The organism is Massilia agrisoli, assembly GCF_020831365.1.
Taxonomy (GTDB): domain Bacteria; phylum Pseudomonadota; class Gammaproteobacteria; order Burkholderiales; family Burkholderiaceae_D; genus Telluria_A; species Telluria_A agrisoli.
The window spans coordinates 847,646-867,295 of the sequence record NZ_JAJHPV010000013.1 but is presented as its reverse complement, the minus strand read 5'-3'; the positions used below and the strand labels follow the sequence as shown (position 1 = coordinate 867,295).

The 19,650-nt window shown below is 62.5% G+C and carries 19 protein-coding genes and 2 tRNA genes; 8 read left to right on the top strand and 13 right to left on the bottom strand.

From position 1 onward, the window contains the following. Positions 1 to 81: 81 nt before the first annotated feature. The 3 genes from LMJ30_RS13005 to gltX form a co-directional block, all read right to left on the bottom strand. Positions 82 to 157 (bottom strand) — tRNA-Glu (locus tag LMJ30_RS13005). 34 nt (positions 158 to 191) lie between these two features. After that, positions 192 to 267: transfer RNA gene (locus tag LMJ30_RS13000), tRNA-Ala, on the bottom strand. Between the two features lie 67 nt (positions 268 to 334). Further along, positions 335 to 1,729 carry a glutamate--tRNA ligase gene (gene gltX, locus LMJ30_RS12995; protein WP_229432758.1) on the bottom strand — a complete coding sequence of 465 codons (1,395 nt, stop codon included), beginning with the start codon at positions 1,727 to 1,729 and terminating at the stop codon, positions 335 to 337. 418 nt (positions 1,730 to 2,147) lie between these two features. Between gltX and LMJ30_RS12990 the strand changes: the two genes are divergently transcribed. Further along, the gene (locus LMJ30_RS12990) at positions 2,148 to 3,461 is read left to right on the top strand and encodes a vanadium-dependent haloperoxidase (RefSeq protein ID WP_229432757.1); all 1,314 of its coding nucleotides are present in this window, start codon (positions 2,148 to 2,150) and stop codon (positions 3,459 to 3,461) included. 9 nt (positions 3,462 to 3,470) lie between these two features. On the opposite strand, the gene LMJ30_RS12985 is transcribed toward LMJ30_RS12990, so the two are convergent. Further along, positions 3,471 to 3,836: a VOC family protein gene (locus tag LMJ30_RS12985; protein ID WP_229432756.1), complete on the bottom strand. Its 366-nt coding sequence runs from the start codon at positions 3,834 to 3,836 to the stop codon at positions 3,471 to 3,473. An 84-nt stretch (positions 3,837 to 3,920) separates the two neighbouring features. On the opposite strand from LMJ30_RS12985, the gene LMJ30_RS12980 reads away from it, so the two are divergent. Together LMJ30_RS12980 and LMJ30_RS12975 are read left to right on the top strand one after the other, a co-directional pair. Then, complete coding sequence (locus LMJ30_RS12980; RefSeq protein ID WP_229432755.1) at positions 3,921 to 4,217, top strand: helix-turn-helix domain-containing protein; 297 nt, start codon at positions 3,921 to 3,923, stop codon at positions 4,215 to 4,217. A 139-nt stretch (positions 4,218 to 4,356) separates the two neighbouring features. Beyond that, a complete protein-coding gene (locus LMJ30_RS12975; RefSeq protein ID WP_229433012.1) occupies positions 4,357 to 5,115 on the top strand; it encodes a Mut7-C RNAse domain-containing protein in 759 nt (252 codons plus the stop codon). Here LMJ30_RS12975 and apbC read toward each other — a convergent pair. Then, complete coding sequence (apbC, locus tag LMJ30_RS12970) at positions 5,102 to 6,190, bottom strand: iron-sulfur cluster carrier protein ApbC (RefSeq protein WP_229432754.1); 1,089 nt, start codon at positions 6,188 to 6,190, stop codon at positions 5,102 to 5,104. The two genes, LMJ30_RS12975 and apbC, sit on opposite strands and share 14 nt — an antisense overlap. Before the next feature lie 150 nt (positions 6,191 to 6,340). On the opposite strand from apbC, the gene metG reads away from it, so the two are divergent. The 5 genes from metG (at position 6,341) to panC (ending at position 12,008) form a co-directional block, all read left to right on the top strand. Then, entirely contained in the window at positions 6,341 to 8,482 is a 2,142-nt protein-coding gene (gene metG / locus LMJ30_RS12965; protein ID WP_229432753.1) for a methionine--tRNA ligase, read from the top strand. 81 nt (positions 8,483 to 8,563) lie between these two features. Beyond that, complete coding sequence (locus LMJ30_RS12960) at positions 8,564 to 9,883, top strand: enoyl ACP reductase FabMG family protein (protein WP_229432752.1); 1,320 nt, start codon at positions 8,564 to 8,566, stop codon at positions 9,881 to 9,883. Between the two features lie 155 nt (positions 9,884 to 10,038). Further along, positions 10,039 to 10,248, top strand: coding sequence for a DUF3460 family protein (locus LMJ30_RS12955; protein WP_229432751.1), 210 nt, complete (start codon positions 10,039 to 10,041; stop codon positions 10,246 to 10,248). Positions 10,249 to 10,259: 11 nt separating this feature from the next. Continuing rightward, a complete protein-coding gene (locus LMJ30_RS12950) occupies positions 10,260 to 11,132 on the top strand; it encodes a segregation and condensation protein A (RefSeq protein WP_229432750.1) in 873 nt (290 codons plus the stop codon). A gap of 36 nt (positions 11,133 to 11,168) precedes the next feature. After that, positions 11,169 to 12,008, top strand: a complete 840-nt coding sequence (gene panC, locus LMJ30_RS12945; RefSeq protein ID WP_229432749.1) for a pantoate--beta-alanine ligase — start codon at positions 11,169 to 11,171, stop codon at positions 12,006 to 12,008. Between the two features lie 259 nt (positions 12,009 to 12,267). Here panC and LMJ30_RS12940 read toward each other — a convergent pair whose 3' ends face one another. The 8 genes from LMJ30_RS12940 to LMJ30_RS12905 form a co-directional block, all read right to left on the bottom strand. Next, positions 12,268 to 13,476, bottom strand: a complete 1,209-nt coding sequence (locus LMJ30_RS12940) for an EAL and HDOD domain-containing protein (RefSeq protein ID WP_229432748.1) — start codon at positions 13,474 to 13,476, stop codon at positions 12,268 to 12,270. Positions 13,477 to 13,534: 58 nt separating this feature from the next. Further along, positions 13,535 to 14,200 (bottom strand): protein phosphatase CheZ, encoded by a 666-nt coding sequence (gene cheZ / locus LMJ30_RS12935; protein WP_267869628.1) that lies wholly within the window; start codon positions 14,198 to 14,200, stop codon positions 13,535 to 13,537. A gap of 1 nt (position 14,201) precedes the next feature. Continuing rightward, the gene (gene cheY / locus LMJ30_RS12930) at positions 14,202 to 14,600 is read right to left on the bottom strand and encodes a chemotaxis response regulator CheY (protein ID WP_223468650.1); all 399 of its coding nucleotides are present in this window, start codon (positions 14,598 to 14,600) and stop codon (positions 14,202 to 14,204) included. Positions 14,601 to 14,718: 118 nt separating this feature from the next. Then, positions 14,719 to 15,786 (bottom strand): protein-glutamate methylesterase/protein-glutamine glutaminase, encoded by a 1,068-nt coding sequence (locus LMJ30_RS12925; RefSeq protein ID WP_229432747.1) that lies wholly within the window; start codon positions 15,784 to 15,786, stop codon positions 14,719 to 14,721. A gap of 14 nt (positions 15,787 to 15,800) precedes the next feature. Continuing rightward, on the bottom strand, positions 15,801 to 16,409 hold the full coding sequence (gene cheD, locus LMJ30_RS12920; protein ID WP_229432746.1) for a chemoreceptor glutamine deamidase CheD: 609 nt from the start codon (positions 16,407 to 16,409) through the stop codon (positions 15,801 to 15,803). A gap of 23 nt (positions 16,410 to 16,432) precedes the next feature. Then, positions 16,433 to 17,284: a CheR family methyltransferase gene (locus LMJ30_RS12915; protein WP_229432745.1), complete on the bottom strand. Its 852-nt coding sequence runs from the start codon at positions 17,282 to 17,284 to the stop codon at positions 16,433 to 16,435. A gap of 72 nt (positions 17,285 to 17,356) precedes the next feature. Further along, entirely contained in the window at positions 17,357 to 19,093 is a 1,737-nt protein-coding gene (locus LMJ30_RS12910) for a methyl-accepting chemotaxis protein (protein ID WP_229432744.1), read from the bottom strand. A 24-nt stretch (positions 19,094 to 19,117) separates the two neighbouring features. Beyond that, the gene (locus LMJ30_RS12905; protein ID WP_229432743.1) at positions 19,118 to 19,618 is read right to left on the bottom strand and encodes a chemotaxis protein CheW; all 501 of its coding nucleotides are present in this window, start codon (positions 19,616 to 19,618) and stop codon (positions 19,118 to 19,120) included. Between the last annotated feature and the right edge of the window lie 32 nt (positions 19,619 to 19,650).

Genomic DNA, 19,650 nt, shown 5'->3' with positions numbered 1-19,650 from the left:
CTGGCACCGCACCAATAAAAAACCCTGACGAGTCAGGGCGTTTAGCGGTACCAAACTCCAACTACTTTACTACTCGAATCCTGGCGTCCCCAGGGGGATTCGAACCCCCGTACTCACCGTGAAAGGGTGATGTCCTAGGCCTCTAGACGATGGGGACCTTGAACTGCACTAATGTACTACTTTCTTCAACGTGGTGGAGGTAAGCGGGATCGAACCGCTGACCTCTTGCATGCCATGCAAGCGCTCTCCCAGCTGAGCTATACCCCCGTACCGGTGAAGAAGCAAAATTATAGCGTACCGTCGTGCAATATGCAAATAGCTCTGCGAAAAAAAATCAAAGATATTTGTTCACGCGCGCCAGTACCGCATCGCGGCCGACGATCTGCAGCACCGCATCGATTGCAGGCGTCTGCAACTGGCCCGTGATGACCAGGCGCAGTGGCATGGCGATCTGCGGCATCTTCAGTCCGTGGGCGGCCAACACTTCCTTGATCATGGCTGCGATCGCTTCCTTGGTCCACTCCACTGTCGCCACCCGTTCTGCAAACTGGGCCAGGGCCGGCTTGACGGCATCGGTCAGGTGCTGCGTCATCAAGGCTGGGTCCGGCTTAGGATCGCGGAAGAACAGCATGGCCGCGTCGGCCAGCTCGTTAATGGTATTGACCCTTTCCTTCATCAGGCCCAGCACGGCCGGCAAGTCAGGGCCGCCCTCGAACTTGGCGCCCTCCGCTTCCATGACGGGGCGCGCAAGGCGCGCCAGGCGCTCATTGTCGGCCTGCTTGATATAGTGGTTGTTCAGCCATGCCAGCTTCTCGTTGTTGAACTGCGCCGCCGAGCGGGTCAGGTGGTCGAGGTTGAACCACTCGCAGAACTGCTCCATCGAGAACACTTCGTCGTCGCCATGGCTCCAGCCCAGGCGCGCCAGGTAGTTCAGCATCGCTTCCGGCAGGTAGCCCTGGGCCGGGTAATCCATCACGCTGACCGCGCCGTGGCGCTTGGAAAGCTTTTCTCCGTCAGCGCCCAGGATCATCGGCAGGTGGCCATACAGCGGCAACGGCGCACCGATGGCGCGCAAGATATTAATCTGGCGCGGGGTGTTGTTGACGTGGTCGTCGCCGCGCAGCACGTGGGTGATCTGCATGTCCCAGTCATCGACTGCGACGCAGAAGTTATAAGTCGGCGTACCGTCAGGACGCGCGATCACCAGGTCATCGAGCTCCTTGTTGCCGATCGTGATGGTGCCTTTGACCACATCGTCCCAGCTCACTTCGCCATCGAGCGGGTTCTTGAAGCGCACTACCGGCTTGCGGTCGGCTGGCACTGGCGGCAAGGTCTTGCCTGCTTCAGGACGCCAGGTACCGTCGTAGCGCGGCTTCTCGCCCGCGGCGCGCATGCGCTCGCGCATCGCCTCGACTTCCTCCGGCGACGAATAGCAAAGGTACGCGGTGCCCGCTTCGAGCATCTGTGCGACAACTTCGCGGTAACGGTCCATGCGCTGCATCTGGTAGAACGGGCCTTCGTCATGATCGAGGCCCAGCCACTTCATGCCGTCGAGAATGGCCTGCACCGCCTCCGGCGTCGAACGCTCCAGGTCGGTATCTTCAATGCGCAAAATAAACGTACCACCGAAGTGGCGCGCGAACGCCCACGAATACAGGGCGGTGCGGGCGCCGCCGAGGTGGAGGTAGCCGGTTGGGCTTGGAGCAAAACGGGTGCGGACGACGGTCATGGCGATAGATGTGCTGGAGATAAAGACGGCTATTTTACAGGGTCGCGCCGCCAGCGCACCAGACGCAGACGGTTCATGGCCCGTCTGCCCGCACATGCTTTCTATGGCTCAGCTTGCTTATGTGAGCGCCCTCAACACTTGCCGCCACGCGCTGCGGATACTCGAAAGCAGGCAGTCCCAGCGGCGATGCCGGCAAGGCATGCGCAACGAGCAATGACAGACGAGCGAACACATCATGGATCGGCGAACCTTCATCAAGATTGGTACCGGGGCCGCAGTGGGCGGCATGTTGGGCGCATGCGGAGGCGGTGGCGGTCCATCGCCCCAAGCCACCCCAGAGCCGCCGCGAAAGCGAACAGTGGTCGCGTGGAACGAAACGGCACTGCAGGCGATACGCACGCAGCGTCCGGGAGCGCCGATGGCTGCGCGTTCCCTGTCGATCGTGCACACCGCGATGTATGACGCCTGGGCCGCCTTCGACGCTACCGCCCTTGGCACGCGCTACCGCGGCAACCTGCGCCGGCCGGCGACCGAACACACGGCCCAAAACAAATCCGCCGCGATCAGCTTTGCCGCCTACGCCGCGTTGCTGGACCAGTTCCCCGCGCAAAAAGCCTTGTTCGATGCGCGCATGTCCGCGCTTGGCCTGAACCCTGCACAGGCAAGGCACGATGCCGGAACGCCGGAGGACATCGGCACCATTGCCGCACTCAGCGTCGTTGCCGACTGCCACCACGACGGCGCCAACCAGCTGGGCGACCTGTCGCCAAGCGGCCTGCCCTACGCCGACTACACCGGTTACGCGCCGCAGAATCCGGCCATGCTTGTTTTGCAGCCAACCCCGCTGGCGGCCATCCCCGCGCCGGGCCGCTGGCAACCCCTGACCTTCCGCGATGCAAGCGGAGTGCTTGTCACGCCCGGCTTTGCGGCCGCATGCTGGCCGCGTGTTGCACCGTTCGCGCTGCGCACGGCAAACCAGTACCGGCCGGGCCCGCCTGCCGCTGTCGGCAGTGCCGAATATGCCGAACAGGCGCGCTACCTGCTGGAGGTCCAGCTTGCGCTGACCGAGCGGCAGAAAGCCATGACCGAATACTGGGCTGGCGGCACGACCGGCGAGTTGCCGGCATCGTACTGGTGCCAGTTCGCGCAGTTTGTATCCGCGCGCGACGGCCACTGCGACGACGAGGATGTGAAGCTGTTCTTTGCGTTGGCGAATGCCACTTTCGACGCCGGAATCGCCGCGTGGGACGCGAAAGTCCATTACGATTCCGAACGCCCGATCACGGCGCTGCGTTACCTGATGAACGGCGAGCAGATCCAGGGCTACGGTCCGGCAGGCCCGGCCGAAGGCCTGAGGATCATCGATGGGGCGGCCTGGATGCCTTACCAGGCCGCGAGCTTCCCTACCCCGCCGTTCGCCGACCATGTATCAGGCCACAGCACCTTCAGCGCGGCGTCCGCGGAAGTCCTCAGGCGATTCACCGGGAGCGACGCCTTCAACCACGCGGTAACGGTCAAGGCCGGCAGCATGCGGTACGAGCCGGGCCTGCCGTCGAACGATGTCACGCTGCACTGGAGCACCTTCAGCGACGCGGCCGATGAGGCCGGCATCTCGCGCATTTACGGCGGCATCCACTTCGTCAATGCCGACTCGGCCGGGCGCTCGCTCGGCAGGCAGGTGGGCGCGCTGGCCTTTGACAGGGCGCGCCAGTACTGGACGGGCGTCGCCTGAATGCGCGAGTCAGGTCGACGACAGCACAAAAGTATTGCCGTCCGGGTCGCGCAGCTTGGCAAAAGTGCCCCAAGGTTGCGTGGTCGGCGGCTCGACGAACTCGACGCCACGTTGCGACAACTGGCGGTAAGTCGCCTCGACATTGTCGCAGCCGAGCGCGCCATTGAAGAAAGTGCCGATGCGGTCTTCGTGTCCGTCCGGGGTGAACAGCACGACGCGGGTCGGCGAGTGGGCAATGCGCAGCTCGATCCAGCGCTGCCCCGGCCCCATCGGCTGGTCGGTGGCGACGACGAAACCCATCTGCTCGGTATAGAACTTCAGGGCACGGTCCTGGTCGCTAACCGGGATACCGACAAACTTAACCATCGAGATCATGCTGCACTCCGTAATGAATGAGGCAGCCATTCTAAGTTGCCGCAGGCGGCAGCAGTAGTACTCTCTGCTATAGTAGTTAGCACCATGGACGCCGACCGATTCGATCCTTATATATTAGATGTGCTGATGCCCGACCTGGTCGGCCATGACCGCAGCCCTGCCGCCTTTGTGGTGTACCTTTACCTGCTGGCGGCCGCTACGCGCGCGAAACGCGATACGGTTGCGGCCAGCCTGCAGACCATGGCCAGCGAAACCGGCCTGTCCAAATCGGCCGTGCAGATCGCGCTGCGCCACCTGAAACGGCGCGGCCTGCTCGATGCCACTGTGGAAGCGACGGTGACGAATCCGGTGCGGCGGGTATTGCAGCCGTGGATACGTTGAGGCGATAGCAGACTCGGCATGGGTTCCCGCTTTCGCGGGAACGACGTTTAGTTGCCGTCATTCCCGCGAAAGCGGGAATCCTTGCGCACCAGCATACCGCCCGGTTGAAACGCGGACGCAGACGGTGCAAACTAAAAGCATGGTCACCGCAACCTTCCGCTTCTACGAAGAGCTCAACGATTTCCTGCCGCCGGACCGGCGGCGCAAGGATTTCACCACGCCGTGCGCGCGGGCGGCAACCACCAAACACATGATCGAAGCGATCGGCGTGCCGCACACGGAAGTCGAGCTTATCCTGGTCAATGGCGAGTCGAGCGGCTTCGGCCGCCTGCTCGAAGAAGGCGACCGCGTCTCCGTCTACCCCAAGTTCGAGTCGCTCGACGTCAGCGAACTGCTGCGCGTGCGCGAGCACCCCTTGCGCGAGCTGCGCTTCGTGGCCGATGCGCACCTGGGCGGCCTCGCCCGCTTCCTGCGCATGGCCGGCTTCGACACGCTGTACGACAACAACTATATGGATGGGGATATCGAAAAGACTTCGATCAGCGAGAACCGCATCGTGCTGACGCGCGACCGCGAACTGCTCAAGCGCCGCGGCATTACCCACGGCTGCTACGTGCATGCGATCCGGTCGGAGGAACAGTTTCGGGAAATCGTCAGGCGGCTTGACCTGGCGGGCAGCATCAAGCCCTTTACCTTGTGCCTGAAGTGCAATGCGCCGTTACGCCAGGTCGACAAGGCCGAGGTCATCGACCGCCTGCCGCCCAGCGTGCGCCAGCATCACCAGGAATTTTGCATGTGCGGCATCTGCCAGGGCATCTTCTGGAAAGGTTCGCACTGGCAGCGCATGAGCGCGGTGCTGGCCACAGCATCCGCGCCGCCCGGCATCAATCGTTCTTGATGACGATGCGAGGGAACTTGCTGGTCATGTCCTTGGCCTTCTCGGCCACCTTCACGGCCACCTTGCGCGCGATCTCTTTATAAACAGTCGCCACTGGGCCATCCGGCTCGGCCACCACGGTCGGGCGGCCCGAGTCGGTCTGCTCGCGGATCGCCAGCGTCAGCGGCAGCGCGCCCAGGAATTCGACGCCAAAGTCGGCACACATCTTTTCGCCGCCGCCATGGCCAAAGATTGCCTCGGCATGGCCGCAGTTCGAGCAGATATGGGTACTCATGTTTTCCACCACGCCAAGGATCGGAATGCCGACCTTCTCGAACATCTTCAGGCCCTTGCGCGCGTCGAGCAGGGCGATGTCTTGCGGGGTCGTCACGATGACGGCGCCGGTGACAGGCACTTTCTGCGACAAGGTCAGCTGGATGTCGCCGGTGCCCGGCGGCATGTCGACGATCAGGTAATCAAGGTCGCGCCAGTTGGTTTGCTCGAGCAACTGCGTCAAGGCCTGCACGACCATCGGGCCGCGCCACACCATCGGCTCGTCCGGATCGATCATGAAGCCGATCGAGGACACCTGCAGGCCGTGGTTTTCCAGCGGCTCCATGGTTTTGCCGTCCTTCGACTCGGGCCGGCCGGTGATGCCCAGCATCATCGGCTGCGAGGGGCCATAGATGTCCGCGTCCAGCACGCCCACGACCGCGCCTTCGGCCGCCAGTGCCAGCGCCAGGTTGACGGCAGTGGTCGACTTGCCGACGCCGCCCTTGCCCGACGCCACGGCAATGATGTTCTTAACGTTAGGCATCAGCTTCACGCCGCGCTGGACGGTATGGGGAATAATCTTGGAATAGACATTGGCGCTGACTGTTCCTGCGCCCGGGATGACCTGCAAGGCGGCGGTAACCGCGGTGCGGATGGCCTCGATCTGGCTGCGCGCCGGATAGCCCAGCTCGACGTCGAGCGAGATGTTGCTGCCGTCGACCTTGATGTTCTTGACGGATTTGGAGGTGACGAAGTCCTTCTGGGTATTCGGATCGATAACGGCGGATAACCGTGCCTTGACGTCTTCTGCAGTAATGCTCATTGTGAATCTCCGTGGATGATCCGATAAGTTTAGCGCAAATCGCCACGTCCGACCTTGCAAAAACGGCAAACCTTGGCATTCCCCTATGCGCAGGAAGGTCATCCGCTGTTAAAATGCATCCCTTCATCTACCAACAAGTGCACTTCCACCATGACACGCAAGCTGTTCGTCACCACCGCCCTGCCCTACGCTAATGCTGCCTTCCACATCGGCCACATGATGGAATACATCCAGGCCGACATCTGGGTGCGGTTCCAGCGAATGCAGGCCGACGGCGGAAAACAGCGCGAGGTGCACTTCGTCTGCGCGGACGACACCCACGGCACGCCAATCATGATCGCGGCCGAAAAGGAAGGCATCACCCCGCAGGAATTCGTCGCCAAGATCGCCGCTGGCCGCCAGCAATACCTGGACGGTTTCCACATCGCCTTCGACAACTGGTACTCCACCGATTCGCCGGAAAACGTCGAGCTGTCGCAGGGCATCTACCGCAAGCTGCGCGATGCCGGCCTGATCGTCACCAAGACGGTCGACCGCTTCTTCGACCCGGTCAAGGGCATGTTCCTGGCCGACCGCAACATCAAGGGCGAGTGCCCGAAGTGCGGCGCCAAGGACCAGTACGGCGACAACTGCGAAGTCTGCGGCGCCGCCTACCAGCCGACCGAACTGGTCAATCCGTTCTCGGTGTTCACCGGCTCCACGCCCATCCTGAAGCCGTCCGAACAGTACTTCTTCGCGCTGTCCGATCCGCGCTGCTACACCTTCCTCAAGGAATGGCTGAACACCCCGGGCCGCCTGCAGTCGGAGATGGTCAACAAGGTTTCCGAATGGCTGGGCGAAGCCGGCGAAAAGCTGGCCGACTGGGATATTTCGCGCGACGCGCCCTACTTCGGCATCCCGATTCCTGACGCGCCGGGCAAGTTTTTCTATGTCTGGCTGGACGCGCCGGTCGGCTACCTGGCCAGCCTGAAGAACTACTGCGCCAAGAGAGGCATCGACTTCGACGCGCTGCTGAACGACCCGGCCACCGAGCAGGTCCACTTCATCGGCAAGGACATCGTCTCCTTCCACCTGCTGTTCTGGCCGGCGATGCTGAACTTCGCCCAGCACCCGATCATCGACAAGCTGAAGGTCAACGTGCATGGCCACCTGACCGTGAACAACGAAAAAATGTCCAAGTCGCGCGGCACCGGCATTTCGCCGCTGCGCTACCTGGACCTGAAGATGAACCCGGAATGGCTGCGCTACTACATTGCCTTCAAGCTGAACTCGAAGGTCGAAGACCTCGACTTCAACGGTGAAGACTTCGTCGCCCGCGTCAACAGCGACCTGATCGGCAAGTACGTCAACATCGCCAGCCGTTGCGCCGGCTTCATCGCCAAGAAATTCGACGGCAAGCTGGCCAGCACGCTGTCGCCGGAAGCCCAGCAATGGATCAGCCGCGCGTTGACCCATGACGGCGCCGAGCGCCAGGCCAGCATCGCCAACCATTTCGAGAACCGCGAGTTCGGCAAGGCGCTGCGCGAGATCATGGAAATCGCCGACATCACCAACCAGTATGTCGACGAAAACAAGCCGTGGATCCTGGCCAAGGACGAAGGCAAGCTCGCCGAATTGCACGACGTCTGCACCGCGGCGCTGATCCTGTTCCGCCAGCTGACCATCCTGCTGTCGCCAGTGTTGCCGCAGGTTGCCGCCCGCGTATCCGAGTTCCTGAACGACGACAAGATCAGCTGGGCTGACACCACCGGCGAAGCGGTCTACAGCACCATGCTCGGCCGCACCATCGGCGCCTACAGCCACCTGATGACCCGCGTTGACGCCAAGATGGTTGAGGATCTATTCGACAAGCCGGCCGCGCCCGCGATCGCCGCCCCGGCAGCAGCACCGGCCGCCGCAGCCGAACCTGCCGCCCCGGCGGTCCGCAACCCTGGCGTGGAAGCACTGGCGCCCGAAATCAAGATCGACGACTTCACCAAGGTCGACCTGCGCATCGCAAAGATCGTCAACTGCGAACATGTGGACGGCTCCGACAAGCTGCTGCGCCTGACGCTCGACGTCGGCGAAGGCCGCCTGCGCAACGTCTTCTCCGGCATCAAGGCCGCTTACAAACCGGAAGAACTGGTCGGCAAGCTGACCGTGATGGTGGCCAACCTCGCGCCGCGCAAGATGAAGTTTGGCGTGTCCGAAGGCATGGTCCTGTGCGCATCGAGCGACGACGAGAAAACCAATCCAGGCCTGTACCTGCTGGAACCATGGCCAGGCGCGCAGCCGGGCATGCGTATCAGCTAAGCCTGTTTTACCTGTTGTACTGAGCCGGCAGAACCCAGGTTCGCCTGTCCTAAAATCATTTTTAAAGTGATCAAAAACCTTATGACCCAACTGACTTCCTTGAGGCATATTCCTCACGCCAACCTGTATCGCAAGGGCGACGTATTCGTCCTGTTCGGCGAACTGTTCGGCCGCGGCTACGTCAATGGCCTGATCGACGAAGCCCGTGCCGCCGGCATGACGATCGTCGGCATCACGGTCGGCCGCCGCGACGAAGAAGGCAAGCTGCGCGCCCTCACGAGTGAAGAGCACGCGGAAGCAGAGGAAAAGCTGGGCGGACGCATCATCAATGTGCCGCTGATGGCCGGTTTCGACATGGACGCGCCGGAAGGCGAAAAGAACCCGACCGAACTGCTGTCGGGCATCACCCTCAAGAGCTGGCAGGAAGACAAGCTGGACTGGGACGCGATCGAACGCTGCCGCGAAGCCGGCGTCAAGCGCTTCACCAGCTCGGTGGCCCAGGTCATGCAGGAAATCGACAAGCTGATCCCGGACGGCGCGAACGCTTTCTTCGCGCACACGATGGCTGGCGGCATTCCGAAGATCAAGGCCTTCCTGGCCATTGCCAACCGCATCTACAAAGGCCGCGGCGAACGCTTCATGTCCTCGCGCGCCCTGCTCGACAGCGACCTGGGCAAGCTGATCCTGATGAACTTCGACGAAGTCACCGCCAACACGCTGCAGCACCTGATCACCGGCAGCGCCGCGATCCGCGAACGCCTCGAGCGCGCGGGCGGCCAGGTGCGCTACACGGCCTACGGCTACCACGGCACCGAGATCCTGATCGGCGACCAGTACCAGTGGCAGACCTACACCAACTACACCCAGGGCTACGCCAAGATGCGCCTGGAAAGCGTGGCCAAGGCTGCATGGCAGCAAGGCGTATCCGCAACGGTGTTCAACTGCCCGGAAATCCGCACCAACTCCTCCGACATTTTCGTCGGCGTCGAGCTGTCGCTGTTCCCGCTGTTGAAAGCACTGAAGAAAGAAGGCGGCGGCGCCTGGGCCGACCAGCAATGGAAGACCTGCGAAAGCCTGCTGGAAGACGGCGTGTCGCTCGACACCCTGCTCGAGATGATCGAAAAGTACAACAACGACCCGACCAGCACCCACTTCCGCAACTTTGACGCCTGGCCGATGGACAACACGCCGGAACTGGCGGACGTGATGATCGGCACCTCGGAAGACATCACCAAGCTGCACAAGGACCGCAAGGAACTGATCACCGACCACCTCAGCTCGCTGGTACTGGAAGGCGCCGGCCCGCTGATGTTCCATGGCGCCGCAGAAAAGATCGGCCCGGTATTGTGGCTGAACCACGACATCATCGCCAAGCAGCTGAACGCGCTGCATCCGGACTAAGCCGATCGTTCCTCGTAGGGCGGAAGAGCGAAGCGTCATCCGCCGATGTGTGCGCCAACGCGACGCAAACATCGGCGGATGACGCTACGCTTTTCCGCCCTACAATGACATCCGTTAAAATAGCCGGGTTTGCCCACCTCTTGCATTGCAAAAAAATGAAACTCTCCAAACAATTCAGCCTGTACGAATCCGACCACACCAAGTTCATCAATGAACTGAAGGCCAAGAACCCAGGCATCGAAGAAGGCCAGCGCGAAGGCCGTGCCCTGCTGTGGGACAAGGCGCCGATCACGCTCAACGAGCAGGAACGCCGCGCCGAATCGCGCGTCAAACAGCAGCCTTACGTGTACCAGAACAAGCTCTGACAGAACCGACCATGTCGCCAGACGCGGCAGCCGGCGATCTCGCCGACACCGTCGCTGAACCGGACGCCGGCGCCGCCGCCGTGCCGGAGCAGGAAGCTGTACCCGACGCGGCCGTAGCGCGCCTGTACGGCGAGCCGCTGCTGCGCATGCCGACCGACCTGTTCATCCCGCCGGACGCGCTGGAAATCTTCCTCGACGCCTTCGAAGGCCCGCTCGACCTGCTGCTGTACCTGATCCGCAAGCAAAACTTCAACATCCTCGACATACCGATGGCGCAGGTCACCCTGCAATACCTGAAGTACGTCGACCAGATCCGCCTGCACAACCTGGAACTGGCGGCCGAGTACCTGCTGATGGCGGCCATGCTCATCGAGATCAAGTCGCGCATGCTGCTACCGCAGCGCAAGGCCGAAGGCGATGAAGAAGCCGGCGACCCCCGTGCCGAACTGGTGCGCCGCCTGCTGGAATATGAACAGATCAAGCTGGCCGCCTACGACCTCAATGCCGTGCCCCAGCTCGACCGCGACTTCATCCGTCCGCAGCTGTTCGTCGAGCAAAGCTCGGTGCCGGTGTTTCCCGATGTCGACGTCGGCGACCTGCAGCGTGCCTGGATGGACGTGCTCAAGCGCGCCAAGCTGACCCAGCACCACCGGATCAGCCGCCAGGAACTGTCCGTGCGCGAACACATGTCATCGATCTTGCGCCAGCTGCAATCGGCCCGGTTTGTCGAATTTGCCGACCTGTTCGACGGCCAGGGCAGCGTGCCGATCGTGGTGGTGCACTTCGTCGCCATGCTCGAACTGGCCAAGGAAACGCTGATTGAAATTACCCAGGCCGAACCTTTCGCCCCCATCTATGTACGCCTGGCCTATTCGCCGGCGTAAGGCTGCACCCATTACTGCTTTTAGGATTTGCATTCAATGAAAATCGTCTCCACCATCGAAGAACTGCGCGACCAGCTCAGCGGGCAACTGCGCACGGCGTTCGTGCCGACCATGGGCAACCTGCACGAAGGCCACCTGTCGCTGATGCGGCTGGCGCGCAAGCACGGCGACCCGGTGGTTGCCTCCATCTTCGTCAACCGCCTGCAATTTGGCCCTAACGAAGACTTCGACAAATACCCGCGCACCTTCCAGGCCGACGTGGAAAAACTGGAGAAGGAAGGCGTGTACGTGCTGTTCGCGCCGACCGAAAAGGAACTCTACCCGGAGCCGCAGGAATTCCGGGTCAGCCCGCCTGAAGGCCTGGGCAACACGCTGGAAGGCGAGTTCCGCCCCGGCTTCTTCACTGGCGTCTCGACGGTGGTGCTCAAGCTGTTCTCCTGCGTGCAGCCGAAGGTTGCCGTGTTCGGCAAGAAGGACTACCAGCAGCTGATGATCGTTCGCAACATGGCACGCCAGTTCGCGCTGCCGACGCAGATCATCGCCGCCGAAACCTGGCGTGCCGACGACGGGCTCGCGCTCTCCTCGCGCAACATGTACCTGAACGAATCCGAGCGCGCCGAAGCGCCGGCGCTGTACCGTGCGCTGACATCGGTGGCGGACGAAGTTCGCTCCGGCCACCTCGACATCTTCGAGCTCGAGCACAAAGCGATGGCCGAACTGGGCGCGCGCGGCTGGAAGCCGGACTACATCTCGATCCGCAAGCAGATGGACCTGCAACCGCCCTCGGCTGGCGACCTTGCGCAAGGCGCGCCGCTGGTGGTCCTGGCAGCAGCAAAACTTGGCACTACCCGCCTGATCGACAACCTCGAGATCTAAGCTCCGGCAACATTGCCAAAATCGGGGTCAGACCACCGTTTTTTTGAAATATTCCACCTAGCCGGTGGTCTGACCCCGATTTGGGAAATTTTGCCAAAAATCGGGGTCAGACCACCGGTTTTTTGGAATATTCCATTTAACTGGTGGTCTGACCCCGATTTGGGAAATTTTTCAACGTCGGGGTGTGTCCCCGGGGCCGGACCCCGAACGTAAAACCGGAGCATGGTAGCTCCGGTTTTTTTTGTTTTGAGGACTGCTTTTAAGCTGTGACGTTTTGCGCCCAGGCTAAGGCCTGGAGGTGCATCTTGTTTACGTCCTCGGGGCTGATGGCCAGCGAGGCGGCCAGCGAGGAGACCAGGTTCGAGTTGAGCTCGCATGCCTCGGCCAGCGCCAGGTACGGGCCGTACATGCCGCCACGCGTGAGCAGCGCGCGCACGACTTCGTCCGGCAGCTGGATGGTTTCCAGCACTTCTTTCATCGGCAGGCCCAGCAGGCGGTCGAGCAGCGAGAACATGCCGCAGACGAACAGGTTCTCCCCTTCCCCACGCCCCAGGATCTTTTGCCCCAGCAGCTCCGCCAGGCGGCCGCGCACCACCGCCGTTTCCATCAGCACCGGCGAGTAGCCGCTGGTGCTCGCCGTCGCCAGCAGCAGCGTCAGCCAGCGGTACAGCGGCGCGTAGCCGAGCATCGTGATGGCCTGGCGCAGCGACTGGATCTCGCGCCCTGCGCCAAAGCCAGCAGTGTTGATGAAACGGAGCAGCTTGTACGAGAGCGCCGGATCGCGCTTGAGCACGCCTTCGATCTTGGGGATGTCTTCGTTGTTCTGCACCATCTGCATCAGTTGCAGGATGATGGTCTGCGCCGGGTTCATGCCCTTGACCGGGATGCCAGGACGCGGCGTCAGGTGCAGCTTGCCGACAAAGGCGTCAAGGCCGAGCGCGGCGCAGGCGTCGAAGTCGGCCCAGGTCGTGACCGGGCGCCCGACCATCCGCACCGATGCCTGCTTGAGCGCGGCGTAGGTGCGCGCTTGGGCGGCCACGTCGGCGCCGGAGAAGCGGACTTCGACATACGAGGCGCTGCGGGCAATGGTGCCGCGCAGGTTGAGCAGGTCGCCGTCGCGCAGCGAGATGCCGACGCCGCCCGCGCGCAGGCCTTGCACGGCTGCCAGCGTATCGGGGTCGTCCAGGTCCGACGCCTTGAGCGTCAGCACCGTGCGTTCCGGCGGCATCTGGTGCAGCGCGTCGGTCGACAGCATGCCGGGTACGGCGTCGAGGAACAGGATCTTGTCGCGCAGCAGCCAGCCGTCGTCCTCATCGTTGACGTGCTCGGCCACAAAGCCGATCAGCGATTCGAGTTCGGCGTCGCTCGGCGTTTCGCCGGCATGGTGTTGCCACGAGAGTTCATAGCCGATCACCCGCTGCTTCGGATCGAGCAGCGGTTCACGGACGATAAAGTTAGTTTGATGCATGTGTTGGTTCGCCGGTGATGCTAATGGTCGGGCGAGGCGGACCGGGTCCGCGCTGCGCTTAGAAGCCGAGGCTGTCCAGCAGGTCGTCCACCTGGCCCTGGTTGGAGACCACGTCCTGGCCGGCAGGATTGATCTGCGGGCCGTTCAGCAGGCCGTTGTCGAACTCGCGCTTGACTTCGGCAGGCGCGAAATCGACCAGCAGCTGCACCAGTTGCTGTTCCAGGTTCTGGGCGATGGTCGTCACGCGCGTGATCACCTGCCCGGTCAGGTCCTGGAAATCCTGGGCCATCATGATGTCCATCAGGTGTCCCTTGGTGCCGTTGGCAGCAAGCTTGGATTGCTCGAGCTGGGCTATGGTCTGGCTGGCCAGTTCGCGCCATGCCGGGTCGCCGCCTGGCGTGGCCAGCAGCGCCTGCCACGAAGCGCCGAGGCTGGTGGCGCTGGTGGAAATGCTGTCTTGCAGCGGTCCGGCTGCGTCGGTGGCGTTCAGGACTTTCTGGGCGGCCTGTTCGGACAGGCGGGCAACGTAGTCGAGGCGGTCGCGCGCGTCCGGGATGTCGGACGCGGCTTTTTCGATCAGCTTGTCGAGGCCAAGGCCGCGCAGGCTTTCGTGCAGCGCGCGCGTCATGTGGCCGATCCGGCTCATGAATTCGTCATGCGCGCCAGCATCGCCTTCCGTGGCGCCGATCTGGTCGATCGCGCCCACGGCGTTGTGCTCAGCCATCTTAAGCCCCGACTTTTTCGAGTTTCTCGAAGATCTTGTTCAGCTTTTCATCCAGGGTCGCAGCGGTGAACGGCTTGACGACATAGCCGTTGGCGCCGGCCTGCGCAGCGGCGATGATGTTTTCCTTCTTGGCTTCGGCCGTTACCATCAGCACAGGCAGCTTGGCGAGTGCGGGGTCGGCACGAATGTTTTGCAGCATGGTCAGGCCGTCCATGTTCGGCATGTTCCAGTCCGAAACGACGAAGTCGAATTGCTCGCTGCGCAGCTTGGCCAGCGCCATGACGCCGTCTTCAGCCTCATCGACATTGGCGTAACCCAGTTCCTTCAACAGGTTGCGCACGATACGGCGCATCGTCGAGAAATCGTCTACCACTAAAAACTTCATCTTTGGATCAGCCATGAATTACTCCGTTGATTCTTTTACTGTGTGTTGATGGGCACCTACGCATGCAGGCCTTAGGATAGCATTTTTGTTGCTCTACGGCGATCAAACTGGGTGCAAAAAAGAGCGAATCGGATCAAACGCGCAACGCCCGGCTGCCGTGCGTTGCCAGATAATTAAGGACCATGCCCGGCAAGGCTTGTAACGGGCCAACTTCATGCGTGCCGCCGAGGGCAATCGCTTCGCGCGGCATGCCGAACACCACGCACGATGCCTCGTCCTGGGCGAAGTTGTACGAACCGGCATTCTTCATTTCCAGCATGCCGGCCGCGCCGTCCTTGCCCATGCCGGTCAGGATCACGCCGACGGCGTTCTTGCCGGCCGACTGGGCGGCCGAACGGAACAGCACATCGACCGACGGCCGGTGGCGGTTGACCGGGTCGGTCTGCTCGATCCTGGTGACGTAGTTGGCGCCCGAGCGGCCCAGCAGCAGGTGCGAGTGGCCCGGCGCAATGTAGGCGTGGCCGGGCAGGATACGCTCGTCGCCGGCCGCCTCGCGCACGCTGATCTTGCACAGCGAATCGAGGCGCCGCGCGAACGAGGACGTGAAGCCTTCCGGCATGTGCTGGGCGATCAGGATGCCCGGGCAGTCCGACGGCATCTGCATCAAAAACTCGCGGATCGCTTCGGTGCCGCCGGTCGAGGCGCCGATGATGATCAGCTTTTCGGACGAGGTCAGCGGGTTGCGCAGCGCCGGCAGCGCACCGCCGCTTCGCTCGCCGGTCGGCACGGTGCGCGCGCTGATGCGCGCCTTGGCCGCGGCGCGGATCTTGTCCGCAATCAGGTCGGTGTATTCGCGCATGCCGGTCTGGATCGAAATCTTAGGTTTGGTAACGAAATCGACGGCGCCCAGTTCCAGCGCACGCATCGTGATTTCCGAGCCGCGCTCGGTCAGCGACGACACCATTACCACCGGCATCGGGCGCAGGCGCATCAGCTTTTCCAGGAAGTCGAGGCCGTCCATCTTGGGCATCTCGACGTCGAGGGTCAGCACGTCCGGGTTGGTCTGCTTGATCAGCTCGCGCGCGACCAGCGGATCGGGCGCCACGCCGACTACTTCCATGTCGGGCTGGCTGCCGATGATTTCTTTCATGACGCTGCGGATCAGCGCCGAATCGTCCACGATCAGTACCTTGATCTTCATAAGGGCTTTCAGTATTAGAACAGGTCGATCTCGCCACCAACCGGCTGGACCTTGAGCCTGCTGGCGTAGTCGAGTTCGCGGCGGGCCAGCGTGTCGTTATGGGTTTGCATCAGTTTCTTGACCAGCACCTTGCCGGTGCGCGGGAAAAAGTACACCTTGCGCGGGTAGATGTCGTTCAGGTCTTCGGCCAGCACCCGGATGCCCTCGGTCTTGAGGAACTTCATCACGAAGTCCGCATTGCGCTCGCCGACGTTAATCGCGGTAAAGCCGCGCAGCACGGCGCCGCCACCGAACACCTTGGCTTCGAGGTTTTCGCGCCGGGCCCCGGCCTTGAGCAGGTCGTTGATCAGCACCTCCATCGCGTAGGTGCCGTAGCGCATCGATGCGGAGACCGGGTTGTTGACGTCGCCGCCGCCGTCCGGAAGCATGAAGTGGTTCATGCCGCCCAGCCCGCTGACCCGGTCGCGGATGCAGGCCGACACGCAGGAACCCAGGACGGTGACGATGAGCATGTCCTTGCCCGTGTAGTAGTACTCGCCCGGAAGGATCTTCGCGGCGTCGCAGTCAAACGTCCTGTCGTAGTAGACGTTGGTTGCGAATTGTTCTCTCGGTTCGATTGCCATGGTTGTTTCTCATTTCACTGCTGCTATCGGGAAGCGGCGCGAGCGTCGAGCTCGTACACCGTTTTGCCACGCAATTTCAAGGATTCCGATACGTACAGGAAATTCTCCGAGTGGCCGGCGAACAGCAAGGCGTCCGGCTTCATCAGCGGTACAAAGCGCGCCAGGATCTTGCGCTGGGTTGCTTTGTCAAAATAGATCATGACATTACGGCAGAAGATGACATCGAACTGCCCGCTCAAAGGCCAGCCGTCGGCCAGCAGGTTGAGCTGCTTGAAGGAGACCAGGTTGCGCAGTTCCGGACGCACCCGCACCATGCCCTCCTGGGCGCCTTTGCCGCGCAAGAAAAATTTCTTCAGGCGCTCGGGCTCCAGCTTGCCGATGCGGTCCAGCGCATACACGCCGTTGGCGCCTACCTGCAGCACATTGGTGTCGATGTCGGTGGCGATGATCTGCACCGGCGGGCTCAATGTGCCGAATGCTTCGCACACCGTCATCGCGATCGAATACGGTTCCTCGCCGGTCGAACTGGCCGAGCACCAGATCGTGATGGGCCTGTCGCGCACCTTCTTCACATGCTCGGCCAGCAGCGGGAAGTGATGCGCCTCGCGGAAGAACGAGGTCAGGTTGGTGGTCAGTGCGTTGGTGAAGGACTGCCACTCCTCGCCCAGGTGGCCGCCCTCGAGGTCGTCGAGGTAGCGGGTGAATGAACCGATGCCGGTCGCGCGCAGGCGCCGCGCCAGGCGGCTGTAGACCATCTCCTGCTTGCTGTCGGCGAGCGAAATGCCGGCACGCTGGTAGATCAGTGCGCGGACACGCTCGAAGTCACCCTTGGTGAACGTGAATTCCTTGACCGTTTCCGGTTTTGTTGGCGGCACTTTGATAACCTCATGTTCTTTTACAGGACCGCTGTTGCGGACGCCGCTGACTGCACCTGCGCGCTCCTGCGCTTAAAACTCTTCCCAGTCGTCGCCGCCTGCAGCTGCCGCCACCTTCTTCGGCGCCGCCGCCACAGCCGGTTCGACACGCGGCGCCGCCACCGCGGGGCGCGCCGGCGCAGACCCCCGCGCCACCGGTGCAGGCGCAGGCGCTTTACGTACCGGCACCGGCGCCGGCGCGGCGTGCACCGCGCGCTGGTCGTCGCCGTTGAGCTTGAAGATGCTCACTGCCGCGGCCAGCCGCTGCGACTGTTCCTGCATGCTCTCGGCCGCAGCCGCCGCTTGTTCCACCAGCGCCGCGTTCTGCTGGGTCATCTCGTCCATCTGGGTGATGGCCTGGTTGATTTCTTCGATGCCGTGGCTTTGCTCCGCCGTGGCCGCGGTGATCTCGCCCATGATGTCGGCCACCTGGCGAATCGACGTGACCACCAGGTCCATGGTCTGGCCGGCTTCGTCCACCAGCCGGCTGCCGGTATCGACCTTGTCGACCGAGTCGCCGATCAGTTCCTTGATCTCCTTGGCCGCGCCGGCCGAACGCTGCGCCAGGTTGCGCACTTCGGACGCCACTACCGCGAAGCCGCGGCCCTGCTCGCCGGCGCGCGCCGCTTCCACCGCCGCGTTCAGCGCGAGGATGTTGGTCTGGAAGGCGATGCCGTCGATGACACCGATAATGTCGACGATCTTGCGCGAACTTTCCTTGATCGAGCCCATGGTGTCGACGACCTGGGCAACCACGCTACCGCCCTTCTCGGCCACCGACGATGCCGACACCGCCAACTGGTTGGCCTGGCGCGCATTGTCGGCGTTCTGCTTGACGGTGCTGGTCAGCTCTTCCATCGAGCTGGCCGTCTCCTCCAGCGAGCTGGCCTGGGTTTCGGTCCGGGCCGACAGGTCGGCATTGCCCGCTGCGATTTCCTGCGACGCGACGGTGATCGTCTCGCTGCCGGTGCGCACGTCGCCGACGGTGCGGGCCAGGCTTTCGTTCATGTCTTTCAGCGCCTGCAGCAGTTCGGTCACTTCGTCCTTGCCGCTGACGCGCACCTGCGAGGTCAGTTCGCCCGCCGCCACTTTCTGGGCGACGGCAACCGCATTGGCCAGCGGCCGGGTGATCGAACGGGTCGTCAGGATCGAGCCGACGGTGCCGATCGCCACTGCCAGCGCGCCCAGCGCGAACAGCATGATGTTCAGGCGGCGGTCGCCCTGCTCGGCACTGGCGATGAATTCACGGCGGTCCGCCTGCTGCATCTCGACCAGCTTGTTCATCGCTTCCAGCGCCTGCTGGTTGAGCGGGTCGATGCGCTCGGCCAGCACCTTGGCGGCGCCTTCGGTGTCGAACGCCATGACCAGCGCGGTCGCTTCCTTGAAGGCCGCATCGACCTTGCCCTCGATGCCTGCCAGCTCGGCCAGCACGGCCTTGCCGCCCTCATTCAGTCCCGCCGCTTCGAGCGCGCTGCGCGCCTCGTCGTAGCGTTTGTCCTGCGCCTTGACCCGCGCGTCTTCCTTCTGCATCAGCTCAACGTTCGCCTGCAGGCCGATGTTACGCATGGCGATGCCGGTTTCCAGCATCGCGCTTTTCATCGTAGCGATATGTCGGTTGATCGCATTGGCCTGTTCCAGGCCAGCCATCAGCCGACTCTTGTTGCTGGCACTGATGGCGGCGGACGCCACTATCATCGCCACCATGATCAGCAGGATGCTGCCGAAGCCCATCGCCAGGCGGGTGCCGATCTTGAAAGCGCGCAGGTTCATTTTCAATGGTCCTCGTGGGTGTTTTTAAGCAGCCAGCTTTTCGATCAGGCCCATTTCGCCCGACGACATCAGCTTGTCGATGTCGACCAGGATCAGCATGCGCTCGTCGATGGTGCCCAGCCCGATCATGTAGTCCGAGTTGAAGGCGCTGCCCATTTCCGGCGCTGGCTTGACCTGGTCCGGGGTCAGGGTGGTGACGTCGGACACGCTGTCGACCACCATGCCCATGATGCGCCCGCCGATGTTCAGGATGATCACAACGGTGAACTGGTCGTACACCGGGGTGCCGAGGTTGAACTTGATGCGCATGTCGACCACCGGGATGATGATGCCGCGCAGGTTGATGACGCCCTTGATGAATTCCGGCGCGTTGGCGATGCGGGTCACCGCTTCGTAGCCGCGGATCTCCTGCACTTTCAGGATGTCGATGCCATATTCTTCCGAGCCGAGCGTAAAGGCCAGGAACTCGTTGCCTGCGCCATCCTTGGCGTCGCCGGTTTTCAGGTTGTTCTGGTTGATGGACATGATGGATTCCTATTCTGGGTAATCGCGAAAAA

Excerpts from the sequence above, each read along its gene's own strand:
- gltX (WP_229432758.1), bottom strand. The coding sequence starts at position 1,729 with ATGACCGTCGTCCGCACCCGTTTTGCTCCAAGCCCAACCGGCTACCTC.
- LMJ30_RS12990 (WP_229432757.1), top strand. The coding sequence starts at position 2,148 with ATGGCTGCGCGTTCCCTGTCGATCGTGCACACCGCGATGTATGACGCC.
- LMJ30_RS12985 (WP_229432756.1), bottom strand. The coding sequence starts at position 3,836 with ATGATCTCGATGGTTAAGTTTGTCGGTATCCCGGTTAGCGACCAGGAC.
- LMJ30_RS12980 (WP_229432755.1), top strand. The coding sequence starts at position 3,921 with ATGGACGCCGACCGATTCGATCCTTATATATTAGATGTGCTGATGCCC.
- LMJ30_RS12975 (WP_229433012.1), top strand. The coding sequence starts at position 4,357 with ATGGTCACCGCAACCTTCCGCTTCTACGAAGAGCTCAACGATTTCCTG.
- apbC (WP_229432754.1), bottom strand. The coding sequence starts at position 6,190 with ATGAGCATTACTGCAGAAGACGTCAAGGCACGGTTATCCGCCGTTATC.
- metG (WP_229432753.1), top strand. The coding sequence starts at position 6,341 with ATGACACGCAAGCTGTTCGTCACCACCGCCCTGCCCTACGCTAATGCT.
- LMJ30_RS12960 (WP_229432752.1), top strand. The coding sequence starts at position 8,564 with ATGACCCAACTGACTTCCTTGAGGCATATTCCTCACGCCAACCTGTAT.
- LMJ30_RS12955 (WP_229432751.1), top strand. The coding sequence starts at position 10,039 with ATGAAACTCTCCAAACAATTCAGCCTGTACGAATCCGACCACACCAAG.
- LMJ30_RS12950 (WP_229432750.1), top strand. The coding sequence starts at position 10,260 with ATGTCGCCAGACGCGGCAGCCGGCGATCTCGCCGACACCGTCGCTGAA.
- panC (WP_229432749.1), top strand. The coding sequence starts at position 11,169 with ATGAAAATCGTCTCCACCATCGAAGAACTGCGCGACCAGCTCAGCGGG.
- LMJ30_RS12940 (WP_229432748.1), bottom strand. The coding sequence starts at position 13,476 with ATGCATCAAACTAACTTTATCGTCCGTGAACCGCTGCTCGATCCGAAG.
- cheZ (WP_267869628.1), bottom strand. The coding sequence starts at position 14,200 with ATGGCTGAGCACAACGCCGTGGGCGCGATCGACCAGATCGGCGCCACG.
- cheY (WP_223468650.1), bottom strand. The coding sequence starts at position 14,600 with ATGGCTGATCCAAAGATGAAGTTTTTAGTGGTAGACGATTTCTCGACG.
- LMJ30_RS12925 (WP_229432747.1), bottom strand. The coding sequence starts at position 15,786 with ATGAAGATCAAGGTACTGATCGTGGACGATTCGGCGCTGATCCGCAGC.
- cheD (WP_229432746.1), bottom strand. The coding sequence starts at position 16,409 with ATGGCAATCGAACCGAGAGAACAATTCGCAACCAACGTCTACTACGAC.
- LMJ30_RS12910 (WP_229432744.1), bottom strand. The coding sequence starts at position 19,093 with ATGAACCTGCGCGCTTTCAAGATCGGCACCCGCCTGGCGATGGGCTTC.
- LMJ30_RS12905 (WP_229432743.1), bottom strand. The coding sequence starts at position 19,618 with ATGTCCATCAACCAGAACAACCTGAAAACCGGCGACGCCAAGGATGGC.